The sequence below is a fragment of the Vibrio sp. 10N.247.311.49 genome, assembly GCF_041467655.1.
GTDB lineage: Bacteria > Pseudomonadota > Gammaproteobacteria > Enterobacterales > Vibrionaceae > Vibrio > Vibrio crassostreae_C.
This window is the reverse complement of sequence record NZ_JBFSVA010000042.1, coordinates 1-18892: the sequence shown is the minus strand read 5'-3', so window position 1 is coordinate 18892 and position 18892 is coordinate 1. Positions and strand designations below refer to the sequence as shown.

The 18892-nt window shown below is 40.8% G+C and carries 19 protein-coding genes and 1 pseudogene; 6 read left to right on the top strand and 14 right to left on the bottom strand.

Annotated features, from left to right (window positions below; genetic code table 11):
- Positions 1-252: 252 nt before the first annotated feature.
- A complete protein-coding gene (viaA, locus tag AB6E54_RS22195; protein ID WP_017064542.1) occupies positions 253-1698 on the bottom strand; it encodes an ATPase RavA stimulator ViaA in 1446 nt (481 codons plus the stop codon).
- 11 nt (positions 1699-1709) lie between these two features.
- On the bottom strand, positions 1710-3365 hold the full coding sequence (locus tag AB6E54_RS22190; RefSeq protein ID WP_017067123.1) for an ATPase RavA domain-containing protein: 1656 nt from the start codon (positions 3363-3365) through the stop codon (positions 1710-1712).
- 288 nt (positions 3366-3653) lie between these two features.
- Between AB6E54_RS22190 and AB6E54_RS22185 the strand changes: the two genes are divergently transcribed.
- From AB6E54_RS22185 to AB6E54_RS22170, 4 genes and pseudogenes are all read left to right on the top strand, one after another.
- The gene (locus AB6E54_RS22185; protein WP_372107368.1) at positions 3654-4169 is read left to right on the top strand and encodes an NUDIX hydrolase; all 516 of its coding nucleotides are present in this window, start codon (positions 3654-3656) and stop codon (positions 4167-4169) included.
- Between the two features lie 17 nt (positions 4170-4186).
- Positions 4187-5191 carry a low-specificity L-threonine aldolase gene (ltaE, locus tag AB6E54_RS22180; protein WP_102333597.1) on the top strand — a complete coding sequence of 335 codons (1005 nt, stop codon included), beginning with the start codon at positions 4187-4189 and terminating at the stop codon, positions 5189-5191.
- Positions 5192-5280: 89 nt separating this feature from the next.
- Complete coding sequence (locus AB6E54_RS22175) at positions 5281-5598, top strand: cytochrome c (protein WP_017064539.1); 318 nt, start codon at positions 5281-5283, stop codon at positions 5596-5598.
- A 137-nt stretch (positions 5599-5735) separates the two neighbouring features.
- Positions 5736-6235 (top strand): annotated as a pseudogene (locus tag AB6E54_RS22170) (IS5 family transposase); the annotation flags it as partial.
- A gap of 83 nt (positions 6236-6318) precedes the next feature.
- Here the strand turns inward: AB6E54_RS22170 and AB6E54_RS22165 are convergent.
- Entirely contained in the window at positions 6319-7239 is a 921-nt protein-coding gene (locus AB6E54_RS22165; RefSeq protein ID WP_076668635.1) for a LysR family transcriptional regulator, read from the bottom strand.
- A 122-nt stretch (positions 7240-7361) separates the two neighbouring features.
- Here AB6E54_RS22165 and AB6E54_RS22160 point away from each other — a divergent pair, with 122 nt between their 5' ends.
- A complete protein-coding gene (locus tag AB6E54_RS22160) occupies positions 7362-8486 on the top strand; it encodes a DUF1254 domain-containing protein (RefSeq protein WP_017064536.1) in 1125 nt (374 codons plus the stop codon).
- A gap of 77 nt (positions 8487-8563) precedes the next feature.
- On the opposite strand, the gene AB6E54_RS22155 is transcribed toward AB6E54_RS22160, so the two are convergent.
- The 11 genes from AB6E54_RS22155 to AB6E54_RS22105 form a co-directional block, all read right to left on the bottom strand.
- Complete coding sequence (locus AB6E54_RS22155; RefSeq protein WP_102333596.1) at positions 8564-9055, bottom strand: hypothetical protein; 492 nt, start codon at positions 9053-9055, stop codon at positions 8564-8566.
- Positions 9056-9062: 7 nt separating this feature from the next.
- Entirely contained in the window at positions 9063-9635 is a 573-nt protein-coding gene (locus AB6E54_RS22150; protein WP_372107370.1) for a hypothetical protein, read from the bottom strand.
- Between the two features lie 134 nt (positions 9636-9769).
- Positions 9770-10186, bottom strand: a complete 417-nt coding sequence (locus AB6E54_RS22145) for a hypothetical protein (protein WP_170967448.1) — start codon at positions 10184-10186, stop codon at positions 9770-9772.
- 1 nt (position 10187) lies between these two features.
- Positions 10188-10748 (bottom strand): hypothetical protein, encoded by a 561-nt coding sequence (locus tag AB6E54_RS22140; protein ID WP_102333593.1) that lies wholly within the window; start codon positions 10746-10748, stop codon positions 10188-10190.
- Positions 10745-11518: an AHH domain-containing protein gene (locus AB6E54_RS22135; protein WP_102384353.1), complete on the bottom strand. Its 774-nt coding sequence runs from the start codon at positions 11516-11518 to the stop codon at positions 10745-10747. Before AB6E54_RS22135 ends, AB6E54_RS22140 begins: the two co-directional genes overlap by 4 nt.
- A 12-nt stretch (positions 11519-11530) precedes the next feature.
- Positions 11531-13018 (bottom strand): PAAR-like domain-containing protein, encoded by a 1488-nt coding sequence (locus AB6E54_RS22130; protein WP_102333591.1) that lies wholly within the window; start codon positions 13016-13018, stop codon positions 11531-11533.
- A gap of 148 nt (positions 13019-13166) precedes the next feature.
- Positions 13167-13958, bottom strand: a complete 792-nt coding sequence (gene icmH / locus AB6E54_RS22125) for a type IVB secretion system protein IcmH/DotU (RefSeq protein ID WP_017064531.1) — start codon at positions 13956-13958, stop codon at positions 13167-13169.
- Complete coding sequence (gene tssK / locus AB6E54_RS22120) at positions 13955-15280, bottom strand: type VI secretion system baseplate subunit TssK (protein WP_102333589.1); 1326 nt, start codon at positions 15278-15280, stop codon at positions 13955-13957. The genes icmH and tssK overlap by 4 nt, the downstream gene beginning before the upstream one ends.
- Positions 15281-15291: 11 nt before the next feature.
- Positions 15292-15792, bottom strand: coding sequence for a type VI secretion system lipoprotein TssJ (gene tssJ, locus AB6E54_RS22115; RefSeq protein ID WP_029222546.1), 501 nt, complete (start codon positions 15790-15792; stop codon positions 15292-15294).
- Positions 15785-17281 (bottom strand): type VI secretion system-associated FHA domain protein TagH, encoded by a 1497-nt coding sequence (tagH, locus tag AB6E54_RS22110; protein ID WP_102333588.1) that lies wholly within the window; start codon positions 17279-17281, stop codon positions 15785-15787. Before tagH ends, tssJ begins: the two co-directional genes overlap by 8 nt.
- Before the next feature lie 9 nt (positions 17282-17290).
- Positions 17291-17896, bottom strand: a complete 606-nt coding sequence (locus tag AB6E54_RS22105; RefSeq protein ID WP_102333587.1) for a hypothetical protein — start codon at positions 17894-17896, stop codon at positions 17291-17293.
- A 658-nt stretch (positions 17897-18554) separates the two neighbouring features.
- Here AB6E54_RS22105 and AB6E54_RS22100 point away from each other — a divergent pair.
- The coding region (locus AB6E54_RS22100; protein WP_372169046.1) for a type VI secretion system ImpA family N-terminal domain-containing protein at positions 18555-18892 on the top strand (338 nt) is incomplete at its 3' end.

Genomic DNA, 18892 nt, shown 5'->3' with positions numbered 1-18892 from the left:
AACCGAGGTCCACGGATTTGCAATCCGCTGCATAGCCACTCTGCCAAGGCGCCTTTTTAATTCAACACTTTAGGGACTTAAATAAGCCGCACCGCTGTGTTCGGGTGCCTACTTTACGGATTGAGGGGAGATAGTCAAACAAAAAAGTGAATTTAAATTCCGTTTGCTGACATTTAAATCAAATTGCTGCATGTTCGATCTCTTTAATCAAAAAACACACAGCAAAATCGAGTTAAACAAGATGTTCTAGCGCTACCACTTCTTCATAAAACGACCGACAAGACTCGGATGATACGCCCAGCAGTGGTCAAACATAGTCATAAGTTGAGGGTTGCCATACTTAGAAAGACTAACCGCATGGAAACGGTTTTTGTGTTCTTTCAACTTTTCAACCTGAGCAATCATTTCGTCTGATTGTTTCGGCGCAATAAAGTCAGAAAGTACGATTAAATCGGCATTCTTGTATTTATCACCAGTCATTAGGTCAATCGACTTCATGAGAACAGGTTCCAAATCCGTACCGCCGTGGAATGAGTAACTTAAGAAGTCGCTCGCTTCACGTAGGCCATCTTGCCTTGTTAACTCATAGGTAATCTGCTCAGAAGAAAAAAGAATCACGTAACAGTCTCTCTCTTCTGCAAGAGCAATTTGCATTAAGGCATAAGCCATTGCTTTAGCAGACTGCTCAGGGAAACCACTCATAGAACCCGAAGCGTCCACACAGACGATAAACGGACCCTTTTCAATATCGATGTTCTTGCTATCTGGTTTTTGCGCTTTCACTTTGCGTAACGTGCGTGATTTACCTTGCGAACGATAGCTCAGTAAACGCTTGTCGGCCAAGTGCTTGTAAAAGATAACCTCAAGTTCAGGATAAGCTAAGAACATGGTTTCGTTTGGCAGCATCTTGTTAAGGTCATCACTTTCATGAATCCCGACAATATCATCGACCGCTTCATCGCTTTTCTCTTCAACCACCTGCAATTCTTCTACAGGGGCTTTGTGTAGCGAAGGATCATCTTCCTCACCAGCCATACGGCCTAGCTTTTCAGCGATCTCTTGCAAGCCCTTGTGCTTATTCAAGAACTCAGCATGACGTTTCATGATGGTAAGGTCTGTTTTGCTTAATTTGGCAGAAGCCATGTCCCACAAGCGCCCTACACTGCCTTCATCACCCGACTCAGTCACTTTATCCATGTTTTTCATGGTTTCCATGCGCTGATAAAGGTCGGCTAAGACTTTTTCTTTGCTTGTTTCAAGTTCAGTTACTTGAGCTTGTTTAATCGCATCAGAAAGTGATTGGTACCATTGGTCGCAAAAGTAGTGTGGAAACATCGCGTTATAAACACCCTTGTTGTTCTCCATAAGGCGTCGAGCTTGTAGATAAAACGCTGAGTGCCACTCCAGCTTTTTGATAACGCTGTCAATCTCATCAAAGAACTGAGGTTCATCCCAGTAAATCACTTCTTGGTAAAGGGCGATTTCCTCTTGGAATCGATCAGTTTCACACACCTTAGTAACGCGTTTTTTAACTTTACCGCGCCATTTAACTAAGTGGTTTTTCACTGAGGTTTTCACACCTTTGTTCTCTGCAGCCATCATGACTTGAGAACGAGCGATGAGATCATTCATCGCGGTATCAATGATTCCTGAATCAGCCACCATCAAAGCGAGGTTTAAGCCGTCTGCTCCTAACATATGCTCTCCTCTTACTCGAAGTACTGGCTCATAAACTTAATACGCTGAGCGATCTTGGCACTCTTCACTTTCGTGGTTTCAAGATCTTGCGTTACCGATTGCAAACTTGCTTCCATCGCTTTTGGTAAATCAGGGTCAATATAGTTATGAGGTAATGCATCATGGAATTCAGTACGAACGCGTTTTAACTTGAATTCAGCTTCAGTTAACTGTTCTAAGGCTTTCTCAGCGCCACTCAACCACTTGTTGTACAGTTCTTGGTCTAAACCGTCAGTAGTAACCACACTCACCAATACAGAGCGATTGGCGATGTCTTTAATCACTAATTGGTTTGATGCATCCAAGTCGAGTTTTAAACGGCATAGGTTTTTATTTTCGTTTACGTAACCGTAAATATCACCGTGACCTTCTTTAAGAACACGATCAAAATCGTCTTTGGCTACGTATACCCAACGGCTATCGCCTTTCTCAGATTCAGAAACCGACATGTTGCTTTGCAGCATAACCAGTTTCACTAGATTGTAAGCACTGCCCACACTGTACATTTTCGCGTTCTTGATGTCATTCTGGTAAACATCTTTACGCAACAAGCCACTGGTTGACTCCATAGAAAGTGACACCGACAACGTTGATTCAACATCGTCTTGAATCTCTTCTAACTCTTCACGAGACATTTCAATTTGAGCTTTCGACTCTTGTTGATCAAACGCTCGGTTCAATGCAAAGTCTTTCACCACGCTACGAACCACATCACGTGATTCTGGGCTATGCCACAAACAATCTTGCAGAAGCATAATATCCAGCGGGTTCACGCTATCGCGACCACTAAAGAACGCACTCGCTTTCAATAGTTTAACGGCCTTCTTCCAGCGTCTGTCTGATACATACAATTCTGACTCTGAAGCAGAGCCTTGCTTCTTAACCGTCTCTTCAAGCATGGTTTTTAGTTCAAACAACTTATCAAACGAATTGTCTGTCAGTTCCAGCTTATCGAGCTCTTTCTGCCATTGATGGTATTCAATGTCCGTAATCGCCAAACCTTTTGGAATTACCGCTTCTTGAGAAGTACCCGTCGTCAGCATCGATTTGAAGTTTTGTTTGTTTTGAATACGGTTCACGAACACGCGTACCAACATACGGTCATAAAGTGCTTCCAAGCCGCTGTCTTCATCTGGAAGTTCGTTGGATGCCGATACTAGTAGACGCATCGGTACACGTTCAATATCACTGCCGTTTTTGAAAGTCTTTTCGTTAACGACAGTAAGTAGCGTGTTTAGGATTGCAGGGCCGGCTTTCCAGATCTCATCGAGGAAGACGACTTGTGCAGTTGGTAGGTAGCCTTCGGTTAGTCTTACGTAACGACCGTTGTCTTTTAATTCTTGGATACTTAGTGGGCCGAACACTTCCTCGGGAGTAGAGAAACGAGTCATCAAATATTCGAAATAGCTGCTGTTATCAAAAGCCTGAATGAGACGTTTCGCGATAAGGCTTTTTGCGATGCCCGGAGGGCCTAATAGAAACACGCTTTCACCAGCCAAAGCAGCCAGTAAACAAAGCTTAATGGTGTCTTCTCTTTCGTAGACACCATCAGACAGAGCATGCGCTAATTTATTGATTCTTTCAGAGAGTAGCGCCTTGTCAGCATGTGAAGAAATAGAAGGGTTCATGCGTTACTCCGAAAATCTTTGAACAGTTGAGAGTGTAGAATTGTTTTTATACATTTGTTAGCGCTTTGTTACAAGTGCATTTTATTATTGAGTTGCATTTATATCAGATGGTTACGTCGGTAATTTTGGCGCAATCATAGATTCCAATTATGAGAGTAACATCACGAACGGCGTGAAACTAAATCTATTGCTAACCCTAATTTTTCTTTTATTTTCGACACCATAGACGTTATGGTGGTGCACGTCTTCCGTTATACGAAAAATTGGCAAGGAATGTGGCCAGACTGCATGAGTAAAGTTATCCATAAATGGAAAAGTATTTCTCTCATAGAAGAGAACGTGACGCTCCCTACGAACGTCGTGGTAAAACATACAACAATAAACCACCCTGGCGCGGCAGTTATTCTTCCTATCACTTCGTCTGGAAAGATTATCCTCATTAATCAATTTCGCCCTTCTCTCAAAAAGTGGCTTCTAGAGTTACCTGCAGGCACTATGGAAATTGATGAGACACCTCTTGAATGCGCGCAGCGCGAACTGGAAGAAGAAACAGGTTACAGTGCAACTTCTTTTCAAAGTTTAGGGCAAGTCACCCCTTTGGCTGGCTTCTGTGATGAAATACAGTATCTGTTTGTCGCAAAAGACCTAAGCCTCACTACCCGCTTTGAATGTGATGAAGATGAAGTCATAGAAGTGATCGAGCTGAGCTTAGAAGAACTACACAACAAAATACGACACGATCAAATCACCGATACAAAAACTATCGCTTGTTTAAGTAAAGCCCAACTCTGCGGCTACCTATAATACTCTAGGAGAGAAACATGGACTTTCGTTCTGATACCGTAACTAAACCCTCACAAGCAATGCGCGATGTAATGGCAAACGCAGAAGTCGGCGATGATGTATATGGTGACGATCCAACAGTAAACGAGCTTGAGCAGTGGGCAGCAGACGAAACAGGCTTTGAAGCCGCTATGTTCACGTCTTCTGGCACGCAAGCTAACCTACTTGGTTTAATGGCGCACTGTGAGCGTGGTGACGAATACCTTTGTGGCCAACAGGCGCACAACTATAAGTACGAAGCTGGCGGCGCTGCGGTACTTGGTTCTATTCAACCTCAGCCAATTGAAAACAACCCAAATGGCACGTTAGATTTTAAAAAACTTGCTGCTGCGATTAAGCCAGACGACAGCCACTTTGCACGTACTAAGCTGCTTAGTTTAGAAAATACGATTAATGGTAAAGTACTTCCAATGTCTTATTTAGCGGAAGCTCGTGAGTTCGTAAACCAACATGGCTTGCAAATGCACCTAGATGGAGCGCGCGTCTACAATGCGGCAGTCGCGTTAGATGTTCACATTAAAGAGATCGCACAACACTTCGATTCTATGACGATTTGCTTATCGAAAGGTTTAGGCGCTCCAATCGGTTCACTACTTCTTGGTAGTAAAGAGTACATCGCCAAAGCACGCCGCCTACGTAAAATGGTGGGTGGCGGTATGCGTCAGGCAGGTATTCTTGCCGCAGCAGGGAAAATGGCGCTCACGGAGAACGTGGCTCAACTTAAAGCTGACCACGACAATGCAAAAAATCTAGCGATTGGTTTAAACAAGCTAGAAGGCTTTTCTGTTAACCCTAATTTCATCCAAACTAACATTGTGTTTGCTAAATTAGATGAATCAGTAGATATCAACCGCATCGCACGAGAGCTAGGTGAACAAGGTATTACTATGTCACCAGGTAATCCTGTTCGCTTTGTTACTCACCGTGATATTAGTACAGAAGACATTGCTCGATTCCTAACGGAATTAGAAAAAGCGCTGTAACTCTCAGCAAAGTTCTCATCTATCGCTATTAATACTTGAGCTTCCCCTAAGGGGAACCTTTATACTTTTGTTTTCACAGGAGTATATACGTGTACAACAAGTATCTAATCTTACTAACTGCTTCCCTCTCTTTCACACTTCACGCAGACAACTTTGGTGATCCAGAACTCGGTAAACTGAAATCCCCGAGTTGTGTTTTTTGCCATTCAGTTGCTGGCGACAACACGAATAAAAACTCCCCAGACCTTAAAGGGCAAGACCGCCTCTATTTGTTCAATACTATGACAATGTATAAGAACGACCAACGTGAAGGTGCCTACGCTGACATGATGAAGGCTCAATTAAGTCGACTTTCTGAACAAGATTTAAAAGATATTGCTGCCTATTATTCTTCATTATCTAGATAGCGTTCTATTCCATATCGAGAGTTGGCTTTGTTGTGTAATTCAATCGAACTAAACCTAGAACCTACGACCTGTTCAGCTACGCCCACCCCCTCTCGTAGCTCTGTGCCTAAACCTCGTTACAATACAACCAATCATTTATTAATCGAGGCTTTCTGACCTTTTGGATTGATAAAGAGACAATAGTCGGGTGGACGCAGAGCAAACAGAATAAGCGCTCGTTTAGGCCATGTCGGTTCAATGATTTAGCTATCACGACAGCACTCATGGTGAAACGAGTTTTCTCTATGCCACTGACAGCGCTGCAAGGATTTGTAGTCTCGATATTTTGGTTAGCCCATGTGCCGTTAAGTTGTCCGCATTACACCTACATCATTCGTAGAGCCAAGCAAGTTGAGGCCTCATTTAAGACTAAAGCTAGAGGAGCAATACGGCACCTAGCCATCGATGCTACTGGCCTTAAGGTTTATGGTGAATGTGAATGGAAAGTCAAAAACACGGGACGGATGGGAAGCGTAGAGTCTGGCGAAAGCTTCATATTGCAGTCAATACAAACACACATGAGCTCGTTGCCGCCGAGCTAAGTTTATCAACGGTTACAGATAGAGAATTACCCCCGAACTTACTGAAACAAACTCGTTGAAATATCCTTGAAGTACCTGGTGATGGCGCTCACTCTAAGAAAAAGCGATGTATCGAGTTAAACAGTTGCCAGGAGGACAACTAACCTAACCCATCAACCAACTGGACTATGTTTTCATGTAGCCACAAGTAGAAAGGATCTGACTCCCTTTTTTTGTGTTGATAAAGCAAAATCTGCTTGCTATTGAATGATGGGAGCCTCGCATGACTAACTTCAACTAGGTTATGTGTATTATCGATATACAGTTCTGAAGTTGGAAATAGAGCCTCGGTTTGCGCTGCCACAGCTGCGACATTTGAGATTATTTCGGAACGAAAGACTTCGTTATAATTCAATCCTCTTTGCACCAACATGTTTTCCATCATCCCCTCTTTTTCATTCCACTCAGCCAACTGTGCAATTGCAAATCGACATTCTGAAAGATATTCAAATTCTACAATCTTCTTCAGATGAATAGGATGGGATTTATTCGCATACAACTTAAAGTGATCTTCGGCCAAATGTTTATGCAATATGGCCTTGCTGCCTATTGGGACGTCGTAATTAATGCCTAACTGAATGTTATCTTTCGCTAAATTATCAAGCGTATTCTGGTTCCATATGTGGCAAGAAAATGTCACGTTCGGCGCATGCTTGGCAAGGAATAGAAACAAGATATGAGGCAATGACTGTCCTAAAAGCGGATTAATGGCCAAAGAGATATGCCCAGCGTGGCTGTACGCGTCGAACTTCTTTACCGGAGTTAATGTTTTCTCTAGCAGCGCAATTAAGTCAGGGAGTGACTCTGCGATTTGATTACACCTGTAGGTAGGTTTCATTCCTTGTGGAGTCGAAACAAAGAGCTCATCATCAAGCTGCTCTCGAAGTTTCCGTAACTTCCGACTCACAGAAGGCTGAGCAAGAAAAAGTCGCTCCGCAGCATGGGTAACATTTTGCTCTTCTATCAAAACATGTAGAACCTTAAGTAGGTTCAAATCGATCTTGTTTAGCGCAGCTTTCAAAGTACCAACCTCACAGGTATAACATATTTGTCATACCTGTGATTCTATATAGTCATTTCATAAATACCAAACTTTTACTTACCATTACCTCAACTTAATAAAACAGAATATGGTATTTAAAAATGAAAAAAACTCTACTTTCTTTATTAGTGGTCACGTCTTTCTCTACGGTTGCAGGAACGTCCACAACCAGCTTTAACAATGAAGATAAATCAATTGAAGACGTCTTTGCTAACATTGACTCTTCTTCGTGGGCGGTAAACCCAGAAGATCATGGTATGACGGTGCATGAGTACATAAACCAAGAAGGCATTTGGTTTGCTGACAATTTTGCTCGCAACTTTAAGTTAGGCTTAAACAACCTTCATCACTTCAAAGAACTGGCGAACAAAGACACTCGCTGGGTTGTATCACCATCCATTGATCACTTGTACTCAATGGGCGTTATCGATACCTCCAAACCATTTACAGTCGTTGTACCTGAGAACGATGGGAAATTGGTTACACTTCACCTTCAAGATATGAACCACACTCAACCATTTTATAAGGTTGGCGCAGGAACTTACGAGTTCACTCCTGAAATGTTCGATACAAAATATGTGCTGATAGGCTTGCGTTTTGCGACAGATGGAACAAAACAAAACGTTAAACGGATTACAGAAGAGCTTCAGCCGAAAGTGAAAATTATCGGTGGTGGTCAAGATCTTGAAGGATTGCCAAAGCCAAACACTGAGGCTATGGAAGCAGTTCGTACTGCATTAATGCCAGAATACGATAAGTTAAATGACACATACGATACAGTTCAATACCGAGCGCAAGATGTGACTGACTGGGAAAAGACTACTTACACAATTGCTGGAGCGTTCGGCCTATCGACAGCTGACACCGCAATGTATGCACCTTACGCACTAGAGAATGCCAAAGGTGAACAATGTTACCAAGCGACATACGAAGCACCTAAATTAGCTAGTGACCTAGGTTATTACTCAATCACTGTCTACGATTCAAAAGGTTATCTCATGTCGAACGAGAATAACATCGTTTCGACCAATCAAGGACTGACGCAAAACGAAGACGGTACATTCACGGTGGTATTCGGTGGTTTAGACTGTAAAAAACATGCGGATGGTAATAACGTAAACTTTGCTTACACCCCTAAAGACAACTGGTCTTTCTTATTACGTGTCTATCAACCTAACGTTGAATCAATGAAGGTATACACCCTGCCCGAGATTGAAAAGATCTAAGTGCTTAACTATTGCTATGTATCAGAAGTTAACGTAACCAGTATGACTTAAAAAAAAGCGCCTCAGGCGCTTTCATTTTATACATCTCGAACCCAAACATCATTAACATGTTGCTTAAGTAAATCAATCACGCTTTGGTGAATAAAAACCAAACCATAATCTTCTTCTAGTTTGAAGATCAGCCTTTCTTCTAGTGGAATGCTCTCTAACTTAGAAAAATCAAACTCAGTATTTTCAGCATCGATCCAATTTAACTTACCAAATTGCTTTTCTTGATTGGTCAATTTGTAAGTTTGGTGAATGTAAGGCATCCGATAGTCTTCATACACCTTAATTTGATCGCCCGATGGCTGACTTGGAGAGCAATCAACACGAGCATCTAACCATTCCACACCATGCACCACTAAATTTTCAACTTTTTCTGCGATATCACCAATAACAAAAAGCTTTGGTGAAAAAGTCATTTCCAGTAATAAGTCTGGTTCGACAGGTACAATTGGCTTTGGAGTTTGTTGAAATGGAAACTCTGTTAAGTTTTGCTTTGATAAAACACTATATTGATTTTTCATTATCGCCTCAATATTTCGGTACTTCTTGATTGCAATCTAGCTTAAACATCCTCAAATCAGAATAACGGTCATCTTTAGCTACTAGATCGTAAATTTCCTCACAAAACACTGTCGCAGTATCAGCGCCTTGCACCCTAAACAAAATACGTTTTTGGAAAGGTATTTGTACTAGCTTATCTTTTGACAAATACAACTCCATAACAAGGATTTTGTTTCTCTTAGGAGATTTTCTAGTTCGAGACTTAACATCGTCAATAACATCAATAACATTGTTAAGAGCAAGTAAATATCTATCAGTCAACGAGCCATCACTTAATTTTAGTGTCGCTGGGTAGCACTCTATACCATAAGGGTCAAAGCTCATCACGATCTCAGCAAACTCCTTGGTAACACAAAGATCCCCATTATCGGCTATATTTCCAACTTGCTTAGTCGAACCGTCCAGAGCTTCCCACACTATTGGTGATTTCGAGCTCGTAGGTTCATATTCGGATTTGCTATATAGTGGTTCTCTGTTATCAACACATTGAAATTGTGTTGTGCTTCGGTTGAAATTTTCTGAAATTATTGCAAACTTCATCAACTATCCTTTTTATTAACTTATTCTCAGGCTTTGATTTTGGAGAAGTTGACATCGAACATAGGGACAAAATATCTCTCGACAATTACTAACAAAGCGCCTTTTGGCGCTTTGTTATCTTTCATGGTAACAATCTAATATCGACCGTATGGCGCTGTTGTATCGTACCAAACATCAACACAACCTGCTGACTTTAAGTCTTTAACGAAGTCTTCACTAATATACAACTCATTATTTTCGTTAAAAGCAAAAGCATGTTTTTCTTCGGTGTCTAAGTTCGTGATTGTAGGAAATTGCAATAATTCAATTGTTTTATAGTCATCAAACTGTCTGTCATAATCATCAGGGTGACTACCAAAATCAAAATTACTATCCCAAGTATCTTTTCCTTCTAGCCAAATTTTATTTAACTTGTCTAAAATTTCTTCCCAAATTACAAACCGGATATTATCATTGAAAATAACAAACAAATCAGGGTTCGAAAAAATCATACCTGGTCTTTTTTCAGGTAATAATTTACTAATATTATCTTTATTAAACTTGATATACATATCAACCGGCCCACGCTTCATTAAAGTGTTCTATTGGTATAAATTCAACACCATTGGGAGTTGTTGATTCAATTTCTTTTACTATAATTTTGTGAAAGAATGTGTGAAATCCCCAAGCCGAGTCTCTAAATACTAGTCTTTTTTGAAGAGGAATTGATAAAATTTTCTGAGGATCAATGACGATTTTTTTCATACCTGAGATATTTCCGCGTTTGAACCTTTTGAAATTACTCTGTTCATGACAGATGACATCTTGTTCATTTGCTAACTGCAACATCATGAAATCATGTTCACCTTTATCAATTAATTTGATATGTATCCAGTTAGAACCATACAAGTTTGCAATATTCAATCTATCATATATATTTCTAGATATGGAAAAATCAGGCTCCATTATAACATCTGGTATTATATACTTTTCGTCTGGCTTATATTTTGCTAAAACAGGCACAGGGCCACATGGAAAAGTAAATATTGTGCTGTATGCCGCTTCTTCATATTCATCAGGAACTGCATAAATTGGTGTAATTTGGTTTTCTTTTACGAAAAAATAATCACTCATGAGCCTGCCTCTAACTTTTTAGGTTCCATTACCTTGCCTAGTTTATTCCGAATTGCGTGCCCAGTTCCAGTAATATTAAGCCTATGAGGACATTCTTCTCTACTTTTTTTCTCGCTTTCAATGTGACCACCTCCACATCCAATTTTTGAGCTCGGAGCATAGTCTTTACCAAATCTGGACAGAGTCCAATGAAAGCTATTTAGTTTGTCCACTATATCTTCCGCTGCGTCATCGAGATCCTCGGTAAACTCTTTTTTCTTGGAGCTTTTACAGTAATATTTTTTCTCGGCTCTTTTTTTAATCTCGCTTATTTGTTTGTATACTCCTTTCAAGTAGGTGCGTAATTCACTATATAGCTTCTCGCACTCTTCATCCGGGATTTCTTCGGGCTTAGCCTTGCCTCCCCAGTACTTATCTAAAACGGTGTCGTAATCAAGACCTCGATTGTGATTGGAGCGATGAACATGTGTTTCTACTTGGCAAGCAATAATAGTGCTACTTGGCAGCATCACACCATTATTTGCCCTGTTAATGTCATACTCATAAGCCTCTCTCCATAATTTCCACAAATGACCATCCAATGATTCAGTGGTAACAATATGGTGCGCTTGCAAGCCACCTTTTTCAGTATTGTACTTAGAGTCATACCAAGGATGGTTTTTTAGATCACTCGACCATTTATTTTTTGCTATAGCTTTAGCTAGCTTGGAACCGCTTCCTATTATCAATTTATGTTCTGATATTTTGCTATCTGACGGCTTTTTAGACACAGCTGCTCCTCCTCAATAAGCGTCACATTTCTCTGGTTTCTTCTTGCAAACAGGACAAACAAACTCTTTTTTATCCTTTTTCTCATTGGTGTTATCGTTACTCTTTCCTGACTGCGCAGATTTACCAGTGTTGTGCTTAACTTTTGCAGGATAAGCTCGCTCGCCTTTACCCAAAATTCGAGCGAATAACTGGTCAAACTCACCCATCGCTTCTTTTAGTTTATCTGGCACCATTTTATCGATTGTTTTCACTTCGTCGGCTAACTTTAAGAAGTACTCTGCTAGTTCATCAGCTCCCATGCGATTAGCGTAAGAAGCAAGCTCACTCGCCACTTCAATACAAGGTTTTAGAACATCCGATACAATATTGCTCGCCTGCTTGGCGTAATCAACCCATTTTAATGTACGCAAGAACTTTTCTGGATCACCTTTGCCCATCCCCCGAAGTACCGCGAGTAAAGTGTCTTTCGATGTGCCCTTACCACCTTTCAAAGCGACTTTACATGTACCTTTAACTGCACTACCAAACGTTGGAACACAGCCAATCAAAGTCAAAGAGAGTGCCAACCAATTTTCTGGCTTATCTCGCTCTTCTTCACTTAATAGTGTCATGATATTTGCTGAGAGGTCTCGTACATCCGCTGCTTGGTCTACGACGGGGATCATTGTCAGCGCTGTGTTTGCAATGATTTGCTCTACCGATGCATCATCATTAAAGTCACCTAAAATTACCCCCCAGATCCAGCTGGCAGCGCCAGACATTCTCTTCCAAGAATTTTCCCAGAAACCAACCTCACCTCGTTTGGCTTCTTCAATAATTAATTGGGCATTCGCATTTGGGTTGAAATTAGGGTTGGTTTTAGTTGGGATGTTTGGCATGAATTCGCGACTATCTTCACCATAGTCAATGTTAAATTCACCAGGTGCAACCCCACTCACCGAAGCTTTGCCTACATTATCTAATGTACCTTCAAAGGAAGCGCCGGTTTGATCAATCAGTTTATATGTAGCCCCTTGAACAGGTTCTCCATCAGAATAAGAAAGAAACAGGTCTACCGTATACGTCCCTTCTTGCTCTTCTGTCACAGAAACCGAAGGGTTTTGAGCACCGCCTAAACACATGGTGTTGGCTTTATTCATGGTCATTTGATCAGAAAGGCGGCATACACCGACACCTTCGAACTTAACGGTAGGAGAAGCTGATATGAATTCGGCCTCGGCTTCAATAGTGCCTGAGGCTACGCCCTTTTTATCACCACCTGCATCGCCAGTACTGGCGCTGAATTTACTGCCTTTAATAGCAATGCTGTTACCGCCATCCATAGAGACGGTCGTGGTGCCGCCTACTAAATCGGCGGACTTTGCATTGTTACCATAAGGGATAGGAACAACAGGTTTGCCGACTGTTGTTAAACAAACATCAGGGAGTGTTGCGTTCGCTTCTCCTCCTGAGCCTTGATGAACTACGCTGAGTCCATTCGCACAAACTGTTACGCCCATAGTAAATCCAATTAAATTCCAATAGATGTATGATAAAAGAGATCGCAGGCTGCAATCTCTCTAAGTACGTAGTGAAAATGAAGGATGAGACTGTTACTTCGAGTCTATTTTTAAAAACGGACAGAAGATCTCACAATTAAATCTGATGCTACTGATACACATCCAAAAGCTGCTGAAATTTTAGGTCAATAACCAAGTAAGTCGCAGCATACATAACGCCAAAGATGACAGTACTGACGCCAAGAATTAACTTAGGGGAAATAACCCGTTTGAGCGGTTTTTTTAAGTACTTCGCCTTTAAGTTAACTAACGTTACTTTTTCCTGCTCAGCTAAACGCTCGTCTCTAACTAAGCGATAGATAGTATTTCCTATCTCTGAAAGCTTTTCGTTGCCACGCTCTTCTCGACCATACTTGCCTTGGAACCCTAGCTGCAGCAACAAATAGAGGAATTCTATTACGTGTCTATATTTTCGAGGGTCAGCTTTTAAGCGCTCTAAGATGGTGAAGAACTTGTCGCCACCCGATGTTTCGTTATGAAACTCAGACAACAAACTATTTGTACTCCAATGACTGTTCGCCCCCCACTCTTGTCGACATACAGATTCGTCTATCGCAGCACATAAGCAATAGCGTATGACCAATATTGATGCTCGATCCAACTCCATTTCATTGAGCTTTCGCTCACCTTTGCGAATTTCTCGTGCAACTTGTTCTCTAAAAGGGCCAGGGTCGTCCAACCAAGGAATCGAAGACATGCATGAGAGACTGGCGATTAACCAAGTAAACTGATCGACCAAAGGATTAACACCCATACTCTCAACATTTAGGTCTCTTACCGCAATATTTCTAGATAAATCAGGTGCAGGCATAACCTCCATTGGCTTGCCTGGCTCTGGTTGAAATAGTACTACTGTGACATCGTTTTCGGCGTAACTCATAGGCGTACAGCCCAAAGCTGTAGTGACAAGTTCGCGAAGTCACCTGCAATATGGACAGCGATGGCAGCTGTGTTATTCAATGCATTCCATTCGTCACTCGCTTTATCGAGCTCAAAATAGGTATAACCTGCATGATAAGGCAACGCTCGAGGTACCACTGGCATTGGTTTCATTTCAATGCCCGGCAATTGTAAGTTAATTAGATCGCGAATATTGTCGATCGAACCAATCTTAGTTTGGCTCACAAATTGTGTATGTAAAATATCAAGCGGTACGTCTGCTTTAACAGCAAGAATAAACGTCGTAGATTCGACAATTTTACTGTCTGGAATTGCTGCTGTTCGAATTCCGTAGCTTTGCTCTCTCAATGTTAGAGGTATTGCGCGTTGCTCTGACATCACACTGAGTGTCATTTTCGCGCTATCAAGTGTCCGAGATAAACAATCAGTAAGTTGGCTGTGGTTATATTTGGTGAACTCTTGTGGTCTGCGAGATGCAGAACACAATGTGGATAATTCACCCTCAGCTTGTAATAGGATTCGGTAAAACGACTCTGGGTGAACACCCTCTACGCTTGCAAAATGCCAGAACAACGGTTCGTAGCGATTTAAGGCTTGTAACAACATAAAGTCAGCAACAGATGATACGCCCTGTTGGTCAACCACCCCCAAACGCTGAACTATAGATTCTGCTCTATGTTTGAGCATTGACGCGAATTCAGTCGCGAACTTGCTTAAAACGGTAGAAGCATGAATATCAATACACGTCGGGATATAGTTCTCATCCAAAATGATGCTTCCGTCTGGCTTCACTTCGGAAATTTTTAAAATGGGTATCGATGTATAAGAACTCTTATCTTCGTGGTCGTACATTAAGAAGAAGTTAAGTTTACCCACCACAATACTTGCCATATCTTCTGATTCATAACATGCATCGACGGCTTCTTGGGTCTCCATGTTATAACGAGCACCGTCACCATTACCTCCAAAGAGTTCCGAACGCTCTGATGGTAGTGGGCAACATAAGTACACCACTTTATCCGCAATAGATGGGTCAACATCTCTTACTTCTGGAAGTTCAGCAAGAAGCGGTAAATCAAATGGCGTGCGGTCTTGTAATATACCTTCTGCTCGTGTGATTCCGATTTTTCCTAATGCCAATAGCTCAGTATTAATCTCAATTTTTTTTACTCCCCAATGTAATGGAGAGCTATTAGAGCTAAGCATGTTAGATAACTTACTTTGAGATCGGTCTAGTTGTTGGAAATGTTGAGGCTTCATGAACATACCATCTTGCCAAACAACTGGATTATATAAAGACATTCGTCAGTTCCTTAAAAATACGTCTGTTCAATACCGCGAGTATTGTTCGAAGATAATTCACTACCCTCTACTTTTAATCTCAGAAAGTACTCACTTTTTTCTTCGATCACTTCAACCTTCCGCCAAGACGAGCCATCAATATCTCTGAATGCCACAGAAAAACCTAATGCACGCGTCGTTGGATCTAACTCTAAAATCTCATGTAGCTCATCGCCCGGCTGCAGTTGGTATTCATATCGTTTAATATACTCATCACCTAAGGACGCTTTATCATTTTCGAATAGAGCAAAGAAATCCAAACTACGAAATAAAACAGGTGAAGTGAGTTCATGAACTCTCAGAATGACCGGCGAAGATTGTCCCTGCTCTCGTACATTGAGAAGTTCTGACGCTTCTATCACGAGTTCAATTGAAGATGTTTCTGGTGTAATTCCAGATGATTCTTTAAACTGCTCCCACATAGAGCAACCTGATAATAGAAACAAGGTAATGGGGATTATAAGTTTACGCATGATCAGCTTTTGCAACCTTACTGTATCTGTCTTTCATCAACGCTTTAAATGTCGACTCATTGAATTGTCGAGTATTCTGCTCATAATGTTCGCTGTACTTTTGCCATAGCTTTGACTTACTAAGGAAGCGCGTTTCCTGGCTTAAAGTGTTTGCAAACTGCTGAGGATCATTCGCTTTTAGTTGCTCCAATACCAAATCGTTAATTGCCTTGGCATATAAGGTATCGTGCTCGCTAAGTTCATCCAGTATCTGTTCAATTAGCTCATTTGGAGCCAATAGATTTTGACTATTTAGCGTTAACATCAATGTAGTTAGGCTAAGATCATTGTGAGCAAAGGAGCTTTCGTCAGTAAGCTCTTCAACACTCTGTAAATCTTTGTACAAATTATCGATACACAATCGCAAACAAGCGCCCATTTGTTTAAAAAATAAAGCGTCATGTTTCGTGTCAGACTCTAAATCAACACCCAGTCCTTCAAAGAATGCATGTGTTACATTTTCATGTTCGTAAGAAGTTTCACTCAATGCGGTATTACTCTGAGTTCTACTCTCACTTTCAACAGGCTGCTCTTGTGGTTCGGTATGAGGGACAAACTCTTGTGTCACCTCTTCCCACTTGTGGCTTTGTATATTTGCGGAATTAGGGATAATAGTAACAGGCGGTACTTTTGTCGGTTTACGCTTGGGAACATCTGAACTGCCGGTAAGCGTATCTGACTTAAAATCGGTACCTTCAATGTTTGTTGGTTTTAAACGGTTCGGTATCTTAGTTTGATCATCAGCGATGTCTTGAGCATTCAGGTTCGCCTGCTGTTCTTCTTCCATCCCCATCCAATCTTCAGGAATCAGACTAGGGAGGTCGAACTCAGAATGGATGCTTAAACTGTCATCAACAACTTGCCTTTGTGGTTCTATCGATGACTTCATAAGATTTTTTTTGTTACTTTCGTCTCGGACCAAATAATCATCATCTCTCTGCATTGAGAATTTTAAGTGCTCGACGGGATCATGAGTATCTACTCCATCAGGTTTCGTTTCCATGAAGAGATCTTCAAGCGCGCCTGTCTCTGCTTCTTCCTCAACAACGGATTCTTCCAAGTTCATTAAAGGGTCTGTTGAATCTCTTTCTGGCGCTATTTCAGAAGCTATGTCGTATGAAGTCGTTACCAACTCAAGAGAAATACTCACTTCATATTGTCCGAGAGAAACTCTGTCACCATCGCACAACGAAACTGGTTGATTCTTTAGGATCTTATTACCATTAACCAATGTGCCATTTGTACTCACATCACTAATGTAATAAGTGTCTCCATATATACTCAATAGACAGTGCGTACCAGATATGAATCGGTTGTGATCCGTTAAAGTCACTGTACAACCTGCTTCTCGCCCTAGAGATCCACCTTCTTCAGGCATCTCGATACTTTTAGCTCCAACATATTCTTCAGGGCACTTCGAGATCACCAAAACCAATTGATTTATACGCATGAATAGCCTTTAAAACAGAAGAGAAACACTAAACTCGACACCACCTAGACCTTCGTTATAAAAAGGTAAGATGTATGAAGCTTGCGGGATTATTTGTAAATGAGCGTCTGGGTTACTTCCTAACTTGATCACACTACCAAAAGTCACAACAGCGCCAGCTTCAAATTGATCGATATCTTCAAGTTGTTCGCCGTAACGAAAGCCTTGGTCGTCAACTTTCCAACGGTTTGAGTATTGCGAGTAACCTAAAGACAAGCCTGCACCTATATAAGGTGTGAACACCGACCAGCTACCTAAAGCATACTGAGGCACAATACGAAATTCGTAATTGGTTACCTCGTTATAAACGCCATTCTTTGGAGCTTCGATATCATCTTCTGCTAAATAATTGAACCCTAACCACCAACGCCATCGGTTGTTGCTTTCATCAATTGGACGTGTATGGACGAACCCGTAACGTAGAGCATCTACTTGTCCACTCGGCCCTTCATCATATTCTATAGTGTCTATGCTCAGCATATTTACTGAACCACCATATCTTTCACCCTTCGCGATTGCGATGGACGAAAAAAGACACATTGTGGATATTAGACCGATTTGACTTAGGTTTCGCATGCTTCCCTCTGAGTTCATCCATATATTAACTAGATGCGCAAGATAGCAAGTATTATGTCTTTTACAATAAGGAGACGGTCACACCCGCCATTTACGACATTATAACTAGCAAAAAAAACGATATATCTACAAGAAAATGCATTACGAATAATTACAAATAAAATTCATTTATAAAATCAAAACTATCAATAATTGAAAAATCAAACGACCAACAACCATCCAAAGAAAGAAGGTTGTTCAATACAAGAAAATTAGCATTCACAAAATTCAAAAAACCTAAAATGCCACTTTTTTATCTTTAACCTATGGCATAATCATTTAAAGCATTTTTCTAATTTAGTGTTAGTTAATATTTATGCAATCATTGACAAGAGTAATTATTAATCAATAAAGCACCACACGTAGGAATAGTTAGATTCATATTATTTCTCCCCAAAAAGACCATAAATGTGACCTTCATCACTGAAATTTTATAAAGCCTAGTCGTAAATTGTTACATTTTTTGATCTTTTTGTGAATAACGTCACATAGTGCTAAAATTAAGAATGTCGCAGTTCGGAGTTGAATTCGGGAATATAAATAAAAAACAAGCGAGGCTAAATTTATTAGTTATCGCTAAATTTCGATTTCGTTATATATACAGTTGGATATCAAGATTATGTTCTCCTCAGATTTCACAAGACGGCCTATTGACGAAGAAAAGCCTAGCGGAACTAACCCAAACGCATTAGATGATTTTACAGAGATAAAACGTCAAATTAATAACCTTAATAAGGTGACAGGGAGAGTCTCTTGGAAAAAGGTTCAGTCTCTTTCAAAAACGATACTTTCGAAAAACAGCAAAGATTTCCGTTGTAGTTGCTACTTTACTGTCGCAGCAACACATAATGATGGCTTAAAAGGTTTAGCTGAAGGACTCAGTTCTATTCTGGACTTATGCGTCGTTTATTGGTTTACCGCATATCCAGAAGTTACAAAATCAAACGCAAGGATTGG